12 protein-coding genes and 1 pseudogene are annotated in these 15,519 nt (G+C 36.3%); 4 read left to right on the forward strand and 9 right to left on the reverse strand.

Annotation, left to right across the window (positions count from 1 at the left end; genetic code table 11):
* Positions 1–204: 204 nt before the first annotated feature.
* From gldG to ES677_RS01390, 3 genes are all read right to left on the reverse strand, one after another.
* Positions 205–2,601, reverse strand: a complete 2,397-nt coding sequence (gene gldG / locus ES677_RS01380) for a gliding motility-associated ABC transporter substrate-binding protein GldG (RefSeq protein WP_148380204.1) — start codon at positions 2,599–2,601, stop codon at positions 205–207.
* Positions 2,602–2,666: 65 nt separating this feature from the next.
* Positions 2,667–2,975, reverse strand: coding sequence for a putative quinol monooxygenase (locus ES677_RS01385; protein WP_148368562.1), 309 nt, complete (start codon positions 2,973–2,975; stop codon positions 2,667–2,669).
* A gap of 3 nt (positions 2,976–2,978) precedes the next feature.
* Complete coding sequence (locus tag ES677_RS01390; RefSeq protein ID WP_148368561.1) at positions 2,979–3,812, reverse strand: SAM hydrolase/SAM-dependent halogenase family protein; 834 nt, start codon at positions 3,810–3,812, stop codon at positions 2,979–2,981.
* 120 nt (positions 3,813–3,932) lie between these two features.
* On the opposite strand from ES677_RS01390, the gene ES677_RS01395 reads away from it, so the two are divergent.
* Both ES677_RS01395 and ES677_RS01400 read left to right on the forward strand, forming a co-directional pair.
* On the forward strand, positions 3,933–4,886 hold the full coding sequence (locus tag ES677_RS01395; protein WP_148368560.1) for a PhoH family protein: 954 nt from the start codon (positions 3,933–3,935) through the stop codon (positions 4,884–4,886).
* 168 nt (positions 4,887–5,054) lie between these two features.
* Positions 5,055–6,011, forward strand: a complete 957-nt coding sequence (locus ES677_RS01400) for a phosphoribosylaminoimidazolesuccinocarboxamide synthase (RefSeq protein WP_148368559.1) — start codon at positions 5,055–5,057, stop codon at positions 6,009–6,011.
* Between the two features lie 100 nt (positions 6,012–6,111).
* Here the strand turns inward: ES677_RS01400 and ES677_RS01405 are convergent, their stop codons facing one another.
* Complete coding sequence (locus tag ES677_RS01405; RefSeq protein ID WP_148368558.1) at positions 6,112–7,386, reverse strand: chloride channel protein; 1,275 nt, start codon at positions 7,384–7,386, stop codon at positions 6,112–6,114.
* Positions 7,387–7,495: 109 nt separating this feature from the next.
* On the opposite strand from ES677_RS01405, the gene ES677_RS01410 reads away from it, so the two are divergent.
* Entirely contained in the window at positions 7,496–8,872 is a 1,377-nt protein-coding gene (locus tag ES677_RS01410; protein ID WP_148380205.1) for an alanine/glycine:cation symporter family protein, read from the forward strand.
* 42 nt (positions 8,873–8,914) lie between these two features.
* Positions 8,915–10,846 carry an acetate--CoA ligase gene (gene acs / locus ES677_RS01415; RefSeq protein WP_262712709.1) on the forward strand — a complete coding sequence of 644 codons (1,932 nt, stop codon included), beginning with the start codon at positions 8,915–8,917 and terminating at the stop codon, positions 10,844–10,846.
* A gap of 310 nt (positions 10,847–11,156) precedes the next feature.
* Here the strand turns inward: acs and ES677_RS01420 are convergent, their stop codons facing one another.
* The 5 genes and pseudogenes from ES677_RS01420 to ES677_RS01435 all read right to left on the reverse strand — a co-directional run bounded on the left by ES677_RS01420 (position 11,157) and on the right by ES677_RS01435 (position 15,516).
* The gene (locus ES677_RS01420; RefSeq protein ID WP_148380206.1) at positions 11,157–12,044 is read right to left on the reverse strand and encodes a PorP/SprF family type IX secretion system membrane protein; all 888 of its coding nucleotides are present in this window, start codon (positions 12,042–12,044) and stop codon (positions 11,157–11,159) included.
* A gap of 18 nt (positions 12,045–12,062) precedes the next feature.
* Positions 12,063–14,246 (reverse strand): T9SS type B sorting domain-containing protein, encoded by a 2,184-nt coding sequence (locus ES677_RS15840; RefSeq protein WP_317130600.1) that lies wholly within the window; start codon positions 14,244–14,246, stop codon positions 12,063–12,065.
* Positions 14,223–14,681: pseudogene (locus ES677_RS15785) on the reverse strand (GEVED domain-containing protein); the annotation flags it as partial. The pseudogene ES677_RS15785 and the gene ES677_RS15840, both read right to left, overlap by 24 nt.
* A gap of 12 nt (positions 14,682–14,693) precedes the next feature.
* A complete protein-coding gene (locus ES677_RS01430; protein WP_148380208.1) occupies positions 14,694–14,975 on the reverse strand; it encodes a hypothetical protein in 282 nt (93 codons plus the stop codon).
* Positions 14,976–14,979: 4 nt separating this feature from the next.
* The gene (locus tag ES677_RS01435; RefSeq protein ID WP_148380209.1) at positions 14,980–15,516 is read right to left on the reverse strand and encodes a hypothetical protein; all 537 of its coding nucleotides are present in this window, start codon (positions 15,514–15,516) and stop codon (positions 14,980–14,982) included.
* Between the last annotated feature and the right edge of the window lie 3 nt (positions 15,517–15,519).

Consider the following 15,519-nt stretch of genomic DNA (forward strand, 5'->3'; position numbering starts at 1 on the left):
TTTATTTTTAAAGGGTAAATGTGCTGCTCTTTTTTTATAAGATACATTCCAGAAATATAATCTTTAGAGAACTACCATTCCATTTGTAAGTGGTCGTTTACTAAAGATAAATTACTATTACAAATATATTATTTAACATCCTAATACTGAAACAAACTTATTAACACTTACAAATGTTAAAAACGTATTATTAAGCACTAGTTTCTAAGCCGTTTTCGCATATTTGTTCCGTCTATAATAATAGAATAAAACACCGAAAACACCTAGGAATACTAATGGTAGAAGAATATTTATGACTTGCCATTTCGTTTTTTCGTCGGCAATTTTTTGCTGATCTAAAAAGGCAATTTTCACTTCTTTAGAACGAATGTTTATAAGTCCGTCGTCGTCTAATAGGTAATTTACGGCATTTAATAGAAATTCCTTATTACCATAGGTTTCCTTGGTCCATTTGTCGAAACCTAAACTCAACGGCCCACTTCTGTCAATGTCATTCTTAATCACATCGCCATCGGCAATAACAATCATTTTGGTGGGCACACTCGTGTTTTTCTCTTCGGAAAGCCTAAGGGGTTTTACACGGTTTTTATAGGCCGAAGTAAATTCGCCTTCTAGAAGCACCGCCAAATTTTGAGCTTTTTTATTGAAGAGTTTCGAATCGGGTTCTTGTAAAGCAAATGCTAAACTTATTTCCAATGGCGTACCTTCTAACCGTGCAGGAGCGTCAGACTTTAATAGAATCGTTTTAGAGATGTTATTTTTTAAGGTGTCTATTTGATTGGCGAAGTCGAACTTTACCAAATTTATATTATTAGAAATAGGATGATTGGTGTCGCTCATTCCCAAGGGGGAATACGGCCAATTGAATAATTGAATTTTTGAGCGTTCACTTTCACCACTTTCTAAAGCAATACGACCAATATTCTGGCTTTTTACACTGGTTAATAACGGATTGACACGTACACCATATTTAAAAAAGAAATCGGTTAAATTCAAGTCGCGAGGAATAGCCACATTTTTACCTTCAAGATTGAATAAACTATCCTTTTCCATAGTAATGGCATCAATTAGCCATAAACTTTTGCCGCCATGCATGGTGTATTGATCTAGTACAAATTTTTCGTGCTCGGTAAACGCTTCAGTAGGTTTTGCCGCAATAATTAAATCGTAATCATTTAAGGCTGATGCTGTTTTTTGCGGACTCACAGCGACGCTATCCAATGTAAAGGGTGCGATGAAATAATAGTCGCGTAAGGTGGTTACAAAGTCGGCAATGTATTGGTTTGGCATTTCTCCATTTCCTTTTAAAACCGCGATTTTACGTTTTTTAGGAGTGATTAGTTTCCCTAATCCATCGGCAATAGCATACTCTAAATGCTGTACAGAATTGGTTACCAGTTCTTGTTGGTCGGCGTTGACTTTATATTTTACCAATGCTATTTTTACGGTCTCACCATTATAGCTCGCTAGTGCCCAAGGGAAAATAATGGCCTGCGATTGCTTTCCATTTTCTTGTACATTTACTTGCATGGGCGTTAACCCACGCGCATTTAATTGTTCGATGTTACGCTCGCGTGTCGCCTCATCTTCAATCGGATTTAAAAAATTATATGAAATATTGTTATTGTAAGCCGAGAACTCTTCTAGCATCTGTCGTGTTTCTGACTGTAAGCGTCTAAATTCCGAAGGAAATCCTTCCCCTTCTAAAAACACATCGATAACAATAGGAGAATCAATTTCTTTTACACTATTTAAGGTCGCATCGCTAAGCGTGTAACGGTTATCTGAAGTTAAATCAAAACGACTATACACAGAACTACTTAAAAAGTTAAGAGCCACTAGCGCAACAGGTACTATAGCGATTATCGCCCATTGTATAGCTTTCGAAGCTTCACTATTCACCCGTTTTACGGTAAAGAATAAAAATAGCGCTGTCACACTTAAAAAGTAGATGATATCGCGGGTGTCTAAAACGCCACGGCTCATACTTTTATAATGCGAACTCATTCCCAACTGTTCTATAAAACGACTCGAAGTAACCTCGGCAATACCCTCAAAACCCACATAAAAAAAGAAGCATAAAAAAACAGCGCTAATAAAAGCGACGATCTGGTTATCGCTTAATGTCGAAGCAAAAACACCGATTGCGGTGTACGCCGCGATTAAAAATAACAACCCGAAATATGAGCCTAAAGTGCTTCCTATATCTAAATTTCCAATAGGGTTACCTAATTGATAAATGGTAACGACGTAGAGTAGTGTTGGTAGTAATGCTAATAGAATAAGTACGATTGCACCAAAGTATTTACCGAGTACAATGTGTAAATGACTAATGGGTTTGGTGAGTAAAAGCTCTAAAGTTCCTTGTTTTTTCTCATCGCTAAAACTGCGCATCGTTACAGCAGGAATTAGAAATACAAGAATCCAAGGTGCTAATAAAAAAAACGAATTCAGATCGGCAAAACCATATTTTAAAATATTAAACTCGCCTTTAAAAAGCCATAAAAACAGACCATTTAACAACAAGAAAATAGCAATGACTAAATACCCAATTGGCGATGCAAAAAAGGATTGTATTTCTTTTTTTAATATGGCAAACATAGTGAGTTTGTTTAAATTATTAACGCGTTGCTAATTATTGCAACGCCTACTTATGGACTTTAATGTTACTTTAAAGACGCTAATTTGTTTACGCTCCAAGCTTCTGGTTTGTCGCAAAACAAAGGCTTGGTTTCTGCCCAAACACTTTTAAAAAGTGCGGAGTGCCGGTAATTTTCTAAATCGGCTTCAGTAGACCAATAACTATACGTAAAAAAGATATTTGTATTGTTTTTATCGCGGTAAAGCTCTAAGAAATTACAGCCTTCAAAATTGCGAATGCGCTGTTTTACAAGTTCGAAATTAGATAAAAATAAAGGAATGTTTTCTTCGGCGAACGTTAATTTTACAATGCGTACTAAGTCGGTTGTTATCATTTGTTATTCAATAAAATTTACAGTTACGGTGTCTCTTAATTTTAAGCCCATTAAGGTACTTGCGCCACCTACGGTTACGGTGTTACTTTTATAAATGGCAATTTCTAAATAGCTGGACGAGTTAAAAACAACTAGTGCACGGCCTTCATCATTTCTTTCACTTTCTGGCGTATCAAAATTAATAATATCACTGTATTTAGAATGTATTGCTTTCAGTTTATGGTTTCTTGCCGAAATAATAAACGGGCGCCCTTTTTGTATCGCTTCAAAAAACGATTGTTTAATATTACTAATCACATTTCCGTAATTATCGATATAGATAATACTTCCAATAATTTGCGATTGCTCTTCGTTAACATGTGGCTTAATTTCGGTAATGGGTTTAATCTGTTCTATCCGTTTCCCTATCACGTCCAACGTGCCACCGCGAGCGATATGGCAGGCTACTTTTACAAAAACATCTAACACTGGAAAGCTCGATTCTATACGATCATGAATATTAATTTCTACAATTTGTTCGGGCGCTATTTCGGCACAAATCATACTCATAATTCCGTTATTAGCACAAATAAAATAATGGCCGTCTAGCTTGACGGCAATATGCTTATTTTCAATATTAAGCTCAGAATCAATACCAATAATATGTATGGTTCCTTTAGGAAAACTACTGTACGCACTTTGAATAATATAAGCGGCTTCCGGAATGCTAAATGGTGCCACAGAATGAGAGATATCAACAACCGTAACGTCACGTAATTCGCTATAAATAGCTCCCTTTACCGCGCCAGAAGAGTGATCTTTCTCTCCAAAGTCTGTTGTTAAAGTAATAATTGCCATGGATTAATTGTTGATATTTTTTTTATTATTAAACACAAAATTGTGTAAGTTTGTTAAGCTAGTTTTCGGAAACAAAACTAATAAAACTTAACAGATTAATTTAATTAAATCGTCTCGCTTTTGAATGAAATTATTATAGAACTTGAAGAAGTTACGCCAAGAGATTTTTTTGGAGATAGTAACGCCAATATAGAACTCTTAAAAAAGTACTTTCCTAAACTTAAGATAGTCGCTCGAGGTAATAAAATTAGGGCTTATGGCGACCAAGAGTTGTTAGAAGAATTCGATAAACGCATTACCATGCTTATTAAGCATTTCGGCAAATACAACAAACTAGACGAAAACGTTATAGAGCGAGTACTTACTAGCGAAACTAGCGACGATTATAAAACATCCGATAAAAGTGGCGAAGTGCTACTGCATGGCGTTGGCGGTAAACTTATAAAAGCACAAACGGCAAACCAGCGCAAACTGGTGGAGCTCGTGCGTAAAAACGATATGGTTTTTGCGATAGGTCCAGCCGGAACCGGAAAAACGTATACCGGTGTTGCTCTAGCCGTTCAAGCACTAAAAAATAAAGAAGTAAAACGAATTATTTTAACCCGTCCAGCCGTAGAAGCGGGCGAAAATCTTGGCTTTTTACCTGGCGATTTAAAAGAGAAACTAGATCCCTATATGCAACCCTTATACGATGCGCTGCGCGATATGATTCCTGCCGAAAAGCTAGAGAGTTATATAGAAAATGGTACCATACAAATCGCCCCATTAGCCTTTATGCGCGGTCGTACGCTAGATAATGCCTTCGTAATATTAGACGAAGGACAGAACACCACACACAACCAAATGAAAATGTTTTTAACCCGTATGGGTAAAAACGCGAAATTTTTGCTCACTGGCGATCCCGGACAAATCGATTTACCAAGACGTACCGTTTCCGGCCTTAAAGAGGCCCTTTTAATATTAAAAGATGTAGAAGGAATAGGAATGGTTTTCTTAGACGAAAAAGACGTCATTCGTCATAAATTGGTCAAGAGAATAATCGGTGCTTACAAGCAAATAGAAAATATAGATTAGTTTTTTAATTAGAAGCTATTTCCTGCTTTCGGCAGTCGCTTTTTTATATTTTTGAAAAATAAAAAAAGAGCTCCAACAAAGCCTCAATCAGGGCTAGGGGTAAAGTCCTTAGTATTAGAATAGGCCTTAGCGCTTTTATTACAACACAACAACAGCACAACAAAAACAATGTCAACTCAAACAATTACAGATTCCAATTTTAATTTCCCTGGTCAACACAGCGTTTACAAAGGAAAAGTAAGAGCCGTTTACAGCTTAGAAAACGATATTTTAGTAATGGTCGCTACCGATAGGTTAAGCGCTTTCGATGTCGTTATGCCAAAAGGTATTCCTTTTAAAGGGCAAATCCTTAATCAAATCGCTACTAAATTTATGGCACAAACCGAAGATTTAGTGCCAAATTGGTTAATTGCGACTCCCGATCCTAACGTAGCCGTTGGGCATTTATGCGACCCTTTTAAAGTCGAAATGGTTATTCGTGGGTATATGTCGGGTCACGCAGCTCGCGAATATAAAGCAGGAAAAAGAATACTTTGTGGTGTTGCTATGCCAGAAGGAATGAAAGAAAACGATAAGTTTCCTGAGCCTATTATTACACCAGCTACCAAAGCAGAAATGGGCGATCACGATGAGGATATCTCTCGCGAAGACATCATTAAAAAAGAAATTGTTAGCGAAGCGGATTATTTAGTCTTAGAAGATTATACCCGTAAATTATTTCAGCGTGGTACAGAAATCGCAGCCTCTCGGGGCTTGATTTTAGTCGATACGAAATACGAATTCGGTAAAACTAAAGGTGGTAAAATCGTTTTAATTGATGAAATCCATACGCCAGATTCTTCACGTTATTTTTATGCAGACGGGTATCAAGAGCGTCAGGATAAAGGAGAAACCCAAAAACAATTGTCTAAAGAGTTTGTACGCCAATGGTTAATCGCTAATGAGTTTCAAGGTCTAAAAGGACAATCTGTTCCAGAAATGAGTGACGCGTATATTACGACCGTTTCAGAACGATATATCGAGCTTTACGAAAACATAATGGGCGAACCGTTTGTAAAAGCAGATGTTTCTAATATTCAGGAACGTATTCAAAACAATGTAGAAGCGTTTTTAAAAACGTTATAAGGTAGTGAGTATTTATACCTCTTTAACACTTTCAACTAATAAAAAAAAAGACCTTGCCTTCGCAGGGTCTTTTTTTGTACTTTTTAAAAGAATCCTTTCGTTACTCATTTTCTTCTTCCAACTGCGATCGGATAAAAGGAATTCTTGGCGCTAGAAAATAGCCTGTTAAGCTGGCGAAAAGAATAGGGATAAAATAAGAAAATCCGGTTAGGGTTGCTAACAAAATCGTGGTGCTCATTGGCGTACGCGTCACACAAGCATTTATACCGGCCATACAGCTCACAATCGTTAAAGTTAGATTAGTGTTTGGAAACAGCTGATGAATAATCAGTCCTAAGGTCGTTCCTACAAAAAACAATGGGATAATAAATCCACCACGCCAGCCCGATGTAACGGTTACGGCAATCGCTATAATTTTAAAAACTAAAATAGCCACTAAGGTTGTTAGGGGTAAACTCTGACTAAGAAGCTCGTTAATTTCGTGGTGCCCAAAATAGCGTGTTAAAGGTAAATAGTAAGCAATTACTCCCAGAATAACACCACCAATAGTTGTTTTTACATAAATAGGAATCGTAAAGCGTTCAAACACTTTTTTAAAAAATTTGGTACAGTAAATAAATAGCCAGCCCATAAAGGTTCCGGCGAGAGCAAATAAAACGGCGTAAGCAAAATCGAAAACCCCGTCGTATTCGTAAGCAGATAACGTCCAAGTGGATCCCAAACCTATTTCGATAATAATGGCAAATACCACATAACTAAAACTACTGGCTACCAACGCTGGGATAATGGCTTTGTAATATTCAACAGCGTGTTTATGATGTAATATTTCTAATGAAAATAAACTCCCACCCAGTGGCGCACCAAATAGAGCGGTGAAGCCAGAAGCCATTCCAGCAATACTTAAGGAACGGAGTTCTTCACCTTTAAGTCGGAATAATTTCCCTAACCATGTTCCTGTAGATCCTGTCACTTGTATTAGAGGTGCTTCGGGGCCTAAACTGCCTCCAGAAGCAACACATAGTAAAGAAGATAATACCATAGACGGATTGTTTTTCGGGTCCAATTTACCGTTATTAAAACGGATGTTATTCACTATTAAATGAATCTCGCCCGGATCTCCAATCCAATGAATAATTAATCCTGCCAAAAGCCCACAAATAGTCATTGCAGGTATCACTTGCCATCCTTCAAAAAAAGCAATTGTATGCGTTAAATAGTCTAAAATTAGCCAATAAGAACTGGCAATCAATCCACCCATTACACCTAATAACGCCCATAATAAAAAGGTTCTATTAAATACAAACGGATTAAACCTAATGGGTTTATCTAATATATTTAGATAGGTAACGAGTTGTTTTTTGCGTTTTAGTTTCACTATAAATCCCTATTTTAAGACTACTAGTAACGTGTTAAAATTTAGTTTTCGTTATAAAAGTAAATCAGTTTTAATACATTTATGCAAACTTACTTTACTTAGACAATATATGCAATTAGTTAATGAGATTATAGAGCGCTTTGCGTCATTTGTTTGGGGTTTACCCTTATTAATTTTGTTGATTGGTGGCGGATTGTATCTGCTCATATTATCTCGGTTTTTACCATTCCGATATTTAGGACACGCCATTCAAGTAGTATTAGGGAAATATGATAATGCCAACGACCCGGGAGATATTACTCATTTTCAGGCCTTAACCACTGCGTTATCGTCTACCATTGGTATGGGGAATATCGCAGGGGTAGCCGTTGCCATTTCTATTGGTGGTCCCGGTGCTGTATTCTGGATGTGGATTAGTGCCGTTATCGGTATGTCGACAAAATTCTTTACTTCGAGTTTAGCAGTTATGTATCGCGGAAAAGATAGTAATGGCGATATTCAAGGTGGCCCGATGTATTTTATTACTGAAGGTTTAGGCAAACGGTGGAAACCTTTAGCTGTCTTTTTTAGTTTATGTGCGATGGTTGGTGCCTTACCCGTTTTTAATGTGAACCAATTAACCCAAGCCATTAATGGTATTTTATTGGTGCCTAATGGGGTGGAAGTATCGACTTACACTAATTTAATGATAGCGGGTGCTTTAGTCCTTATTACTAGCATCGTTATATTAGGTGGTATTAGTAGAATTAGTAAGGTCGCTTCGACGTTAGTTCCGGCTATGGTGATTTTGTATTTCGTGTTAATCCTTTATATTTTAGTGCTAAATAGTGAGGTGGTTCCTGGCTATTTCAAACTCATTTTCACAGATGCTTTTGCTGCCGATTATTTTAAAGGCGATCGGTTTTTAGGCGGATTAACGGGAGGATTAATCTTGTTAGGGGTTCGTCGTGGCGCTTTTAGTAATGAAGCTGGAATAGGTATGGCACCAATGGCACACGGCGCTGCAAAAACTTCCGAGCCTATTCGGGAAGGGTTAGTCGCAATGTTAGGACCAGCGATCGATACACTTATTGTCTGTACTTTAACGGCAATGGCAATTTTAGTTACGGGCGTTTGGCAAACCACCGATGCTAATGGGGTTTCTTTAACCGCTTCGGCTTTCGATTCTGCCATACCAACGTTTGGTAATTATTTATTACTACTTTGTATTGCGGTATTTAGCGTGTCGTCTTTATTTTCATATTCGTATTACGGTACAAAATGTATGTCTTTTCTATTTGGCGCCCATAATAAGAAGTATTATAATTATATTTATATTCTGAGTATTATAGTAGGAGCAACGACCTCGTTAGGATTAATTATAAACTTAATCGACGGTTTCTTTGCCCTAATGGCAATACCAACAATGTTGGCAACCCTAATTTTAGCACCAAAAGTACTCAAGGAAGCCAAACGTTATTTTAATAAGATGAAGTTAAATCACTAGTGTTTATTTACTACCTTCTATTTTTATGATTTTACGTTTATAATTTTAAAAGTTAAAAGTACTATTATGAGTAATTACCATATAAAACATTTAGAAGAATATTTTCAAGTATACCGTAAATCGGTACGCGAACCTGAGAAATTTTGGGAAGAAATAGCCGAAGAACATTTTCTCTGGCGTAAAAAGTGGGATTCGGTTTTAAAATGGGATTTCAAAACGCCAGAAGTAACGTGGTTTGAAGGGGCGAAATTAAACATTACCGAGAATTGTATCGATAGACATTTGGCGACTCGAGGCGATAAAACAGCCATTCTATTCGAACCGAATGATCCTAAAGATCCCGCAGAGCATATTACGTACAGACAATTATACGAACGTGTTAATCAGTTTGCTAATGTGTTAAAAGCGGAAGGCGTTAAAAAAGGAGATCGTGTGTGCATTTATGTACCAATGATTCCAGAGTTGGCCATTTCTATTCTGGCCTGTGCGCGTATTGGCGCTATTCACTCGGTGGTCTTCGCAGGGTTTTCTGCCACCGCTTTATCCACTAGAATTAACGATAGCGACTGTAAGTTAGTTATTACGTCTGATGGGTCTTACAGAGGTGCAAAAACGATAGATTTAAAAGGTATCGTTGATGAAGCTTTAGACTCTTGCCCGGGAGTGTTAACAGTATTAGTAGCAAAACGTATTCAATCGGATATTGTAATGAAAGACGGGCGTGATAAATGGTTACAACCTTTATTAGATGCCGCTTCAAAGGAAGGGGACGCTGAAATAATGGATGCTGAAGATCCGTTGTTTATTTTATATACATCGGGATCCACTGGGCAACCTAAAGGGATGGTGCATACTACGGCTGGCTATATGGTATATACGGCGTATACCTTTAAAAATGCGTTTCAATATCGCGAGAATGATGTGTATTGGTGTACCGCAGATATTGGTTGGATTACTGGGCATAGTTATATTGTTTATGGACCATTAGCCAATGGAGCAACTACCGTTTTATTTGAAGGCGTACCCAGTTATCCTGATTACGGTCGTTTTTGGGACGTCGTTCAAAAGCATAAAGTTTCACAATTTTACACTGCTCCAACAGCCATTAGAGCCCTGGCAAAACAAGGTGCGGAAATCATAGAGAATTACGATTTATCGTCATTAAAAGTATTAGGGACGGTGGGTGAACCGATTAATGAAGAAGCTTGGCATTGGTATAATGAAAATGTGGGCAAAGGTAAAAGTCCGATAATAGATACGTGGTGGCAAACGGAAAATGGTGGGATAATGATTACACCGATACCGTATGTAACGCCAACGAAACCCACCTATGCAACGTTGCCATTTATTGGAATACAACCTGCTTTAATGGGCGATAATGGTGAGGAATTAATAGGAAATCAAGTGGAAGGACGCTTGTGTATAAAATTTCCTTGGCCAAGTATTGCACGTACTATTTGGGGCGATCATAAACGGTATAAAGAAACATATTTTACGGCTTACGAGAATATGTATTTTACTGGTGATGGTGCTTTGCGTGATGAGGTTGGCTACTACCGAATAACAGGCCGTGTGGATGATGTGATTATTGTATCGGGACATAATTTAGGAACTGCACCTATTGAAGATGCTATTAACGAGCATCCTGCCGTTGCCGAGTCGGCTATAGTTGGATTCCCTCACGATATTAAGGGAAGTGCTTTATATGCATACGTCACGTTAAAAGATGTTGGCGAAAGTCGCGATCATTCCAATTTGAAAAAGGAAATAAATCAGTTGATTTCAGATCGTATTGGAGCGATTGCTAAGCTAGAGAAGATTCAGTTTACTTCGGGATTACCAAAAACAAGAAGCGGAAAAATTATGCGTCGTATTTTACGTAAAATAGCAGAGAAAGATACTTCTAATTTAGGGGACACAAGTACCTTATTAAATCCTGAATGTGTAGAAGAAATTATTAAGAATGCGTTGTAGAGTTTGGGCGTAAGATGAGTAGTTATACTCTTCTCATGGTTATCAACTACATATTTCGCTATAATTGTAATTGGTTAAATAGTAGATTTAAGAGGTTTTATAAGTATAGATTTATCTAGTATTAAACACGTTTTTGAGAATGGCGCAAAAAGGCTTGAATTGTCATGAAATAATGTGGATTTATCACATCTATTACTTTCTATTATCTCAAAGAAGAAAAGAACAATATTTGACTTAAACAAAAAAAAGAGCATACGAGAAGTATGCTCTTTTTACTTTATAATTAATTTTTATTGTAAGTGTTGAAAAATTAAAGACTCAATCTCATTAAAACCTCGTGAGTTCCATTGTCTATACTTCTAATTGAATTTTCCAATGGTGTTTCATAAGCATAACCTATTTGTAATGCATTAGAAGCTTTAAACATTAAAAGACCACTTATGCTTTCATCAATTCTGTAAGCGGCACCGAGATCAAAATATTTATTAAATTCTAATAAAGCAGTTAAGTCAATAGATAAAGGAGAAGCTTCAACATATCTAATTAAGACGCTAGGCTTTAAAATTATATTTTCTGTGATAATAAAATTATAGCCTCCAGATAAATAAACATGAACTTTATCGGTACCTACAGTGGCTATTCCATTTTCTTCTTCTAATCTGTCAGGGCTTAGAATTCTAGGAACCGAAAAGGATATAAAACAGTCATTATGTTTTAAATAAACACCAGCTCCAATGTTTGGATTGAGTTGGCCACTAAGATTCATAAGGTTGGGATCTTGTTCTATGCTATATGTTATTAAACCCCTCGTGTTTGCATCGTAAGAGTTTAATCCTGCTTTAATACCAAAATATAAATCATAATTATCATTTAGCTTTAAAAGATAAGAAAAATCTAAAGCAACAGATGTTTGATTTTCTATAAAGGTTTTATCGTTAATTATTGATAAACCAAGCCCTACATTTTTACCTAATGGGATTCCAAAAATAAAGCTTTGTGTTTCCGGCGCTCCTTTAACATTGGACCATTGGCTTCGGACGCTGGCACCAAAATCAATAGTTTCGTTGGCTCCGGCGTACGCGGGGTTTATTAAATTCATACTATAACGGTACATTGTATAGCTAGGGTCTTGTTGAGCACTTACTGTCGTGGCTATAAATAAGCCCAACATTAAAATAACTTTATATAAATATTTCATTTAATTGACGTTTTTTTATTAATAATTGATAAATATCCAACCTTGTAATATTGCTGAACCATTTCCTAGGTCAATTATATACAAGTAAGACCCGGGCGGAACTTTTTCGGAATTAGATTTATAAATTCCGTTCCAATCGTTTTTATAGCCTTTAGACGCATACACCTCATGACCCCACTTGTTATAAACTTTAACAATAGAATTGGTGTAGCTATCAATCCCTGGAATTAACCATAAATCATTTATATTATCACCATTTGGTGTGAATGCCTCAGCTGGAACTATTAATGGTTCACTAACAAAAGGAGAACTATCATTGTAGTCGAGAATACCGTCGTTATCGTCATCAAAATCGCAAGAGTCAGCTATTAAATCTCCGTCGAAATCACTACCAGTTACGGTTAGTATTACAATTTCTGTATACACATTTCCTGAAGAGTCGGTCGCTGTCAAGTTAATTGAGTAATCTCCTAAGTCAGCACAGTCAAAATTACTTTGGTCAATAATTAGGCTTGAGATGCTACAATTATCATAACTTTCAACTATAAACTCTTCTGCGATAACACTTCCTAAACCGTTTTCATCTAGCTCTATGGTTAAGTCTTGAGTAAAAAGTACTGGTAATATATTGTCTTCTACTGTAATTATTGTTTCTGCTATCGAGCTATTGCCACTAGAATCTATTACGGTTAAAGTAACCGTATTATCTCCTAAGTTATCACATGTAAAAGTATCTAAGTCGATAGTCATTGATGCTATTGAACAATTATCAGTTGAACCATTATCTATAGTATCAGCATTAATGAAAATAGCAGTTCCTTCTTCATCCAATTGAATAGTGAAAGGCGTAATTGCTAACGCAATAGGAGCAATATTATCTTCAACTTGGACTGTCGCTGTAGCTTGTGATTCATTACCATTGATGTCGGTTATTGTTAAAGTCACTGTATTTGAACCAAGGTTTACACACGAAAAGTCGTAGATATCTAAAAGATAGGTAGCAATACCACAATTATCTGTTGATACATTATCTATTTGTGAAGGAGTAATACTTGCTACTCCGTTTTCATCTAATTCTACAACAATATCTTGAGTTATAATCGATGGGGCCACAGTATCCTCTACAGTCACAATTGCTGTAGCAGTATCACTATTACCATTAAAATCTGTTACCGTTAAAGTCACTGTATTTCCTCCAATGTTTTCACAAGAAAACGACGTGATATCTAAACTGAAACTTTCAATTCCACAAGCATCCGTTGAAACATTATTAATTTGTTGAGGTGTTATGGTTGTCGTTCCAGCTGCATTTAGTTGTACTGTAATGTTTTGTGTTACAGCTGTTGGAGCTGTTACGTCTGCCAATGTTACATCGAAAGTTGTGGTGTTCGTGTTTCCGTTGCCTTCATCTGCCGTAAGGGTAATGGTTTGCACGGTATTGTGCCCACTAATTACAGTGCCCACAGTTGGTGATTGACTTAGAGTTGCGGTTCCACAATTATCGGTAGCTGTTGTTAATCCTGAATACTCTGGAATAGAGAATTCGCAACTTGCGTCTACATTTTCGGTAATGTTATCTACCGCAGTTAATGTTGGTATTATGGAATCTGCCAATGTTACATCGAAAGTTGTAGTGTTTGTGTTTCCGTTGCCGTCATCTGCCGTAAGGGTAATGGTTTGCACCGTATTGTACCCACTAATTACAGTGCCCACAGTTGGTGATTGGCTTAGAGTTGCGGTTCCACAATTATCGGTAGCTGTTGTTAATCCTGAATACTCTGGAATAGAGAATTCGCAACTTGCGTCTACATTTTCGGTAATGTTATCTACCGCAGTTAATGTTGGTATTATGGAATCTGCCAATGTTACATTGAAAGTTGTGGATGTCATTGCACCTTCTTCATCTGTTACTTTAACAGTAATTGTCGATGTGCCTGACTCATTTGAATTAGGTGTTAAGGTAATGACTCTATTTTCATCTGATCCTCCTAGGGAGATATTAGCATTAGGAATTAAACTAATATTTGAGGAAGTTGCAGAAACTATTAAATCAGAAGAATTAGATTCTATATCTCCAATAGTAAAATTTAAAGGACCCACTATAGCTGTTTCAGGACAATCAGTTATATTCGAAATATTCGAAATGGTAGGGCTTGCATTTGCTGACCCAAAGTTAGCATTAATGCTCTTGGACTCATCCATTGTAACCGTTAATGGATTAGTTAAACCTATTGCATCACCTGACCATCCTATAAAGTTATCACTTCCATTAGGTGTAGCTGTTAATGTAATCAATGAATTTAAAGTATAATTTGCTGAGTCCAATCCTAAAGCGGTATCAATGCCTACCGGTGAACTAACGACAACTCCTGAACCTCCAGTATTCACTGTGGTTACGGTTAAAGTCTCAGATGTGGTTCCTCCTGAAATATTTGCTTTGAAATCTAATGTGTTGCCATAAGAGTAATTACCGCATAAAACTGGCGTTGAATCATATACCATCATAACTCTTAAATAAACATCGCCGTTAAAAGCTGATGTAGGGACTGTAAAAGTACCTGTAAAGGTGTATGATCCATTAACTGTACTGGACTGATCAAAAATTAACTCGTTAGCATCACTTAAAACACCATTTCCATTAAAATCAAACTAAATTTTTATATATTCTTGATAACTAGAATCTGTATTTACGACAATGCTTACAGGATAAGTATTACCTGCTATTAAATTAGTTAAAATTTCATTTGTATAGTCATAATAACCCGGTCCTGTATAATCTGTGTTTCCGGCTCGTGTGACACCATTAATTGTTACGAACTCAACATATTCACAACAAAAATTAATTGCTGTTGATTCACACAAAGGAGATTGAGCAAAGCCTTCATTCATAAAAGTAACTAAGAACAAAAACAAAAAAGTAAGTTTTTTCATAATATTATTTTAATATTTGATAGTTAGATTCTTTCCAAATGGAATTATTTTTTGTAAACTCAATGGACATTGGAATTGTTTTTTTAACATTATCTTTTGCATAAGTAAAAATATATCTAACCCAAGCTTTATTTTTCTCAATCTTTATGTAAAGGAACTTATAATAGGATTTAGTTGAACTGATTTTATCATCAGAGATCGTAATTATTGGCATACCTTCTAATTTTAAATGAGAAGATAATTCAATAGTTAAAGCTTTATTTAAAATGAAATAAGTTTTCATATTGTCTTTCACATCGGCAGGTATTTTATTTAATAAAGGTTGGAATCTTAAACATTGCTCAATAATCTGCTGTTGATCATTTTCTTGATTCAATCTAAAAGATTCTACATCTTGTGTAGAATTTACGGTAAGATTAGTTTTAAAAGTCGAGACTTGCGCTCCTCTTGTATCACCATTCTGAGCACATAGAATAGTTGTTGCACCTATGTATATGGGAAGTACTAAGGCGTACTTAAGTTGGGTGATTTGGAATTTCATTAA

The sequence above is a fragment of the Bizionia gelidisalsuginis genome, from assembly GCF_008086185.1.
Lineage (GTDB): Bacteria > Bacteroidota > Bacteroidia > Flavobacteriales > Flavobacteriaceae > Bizionia > Bizionia saleffrena.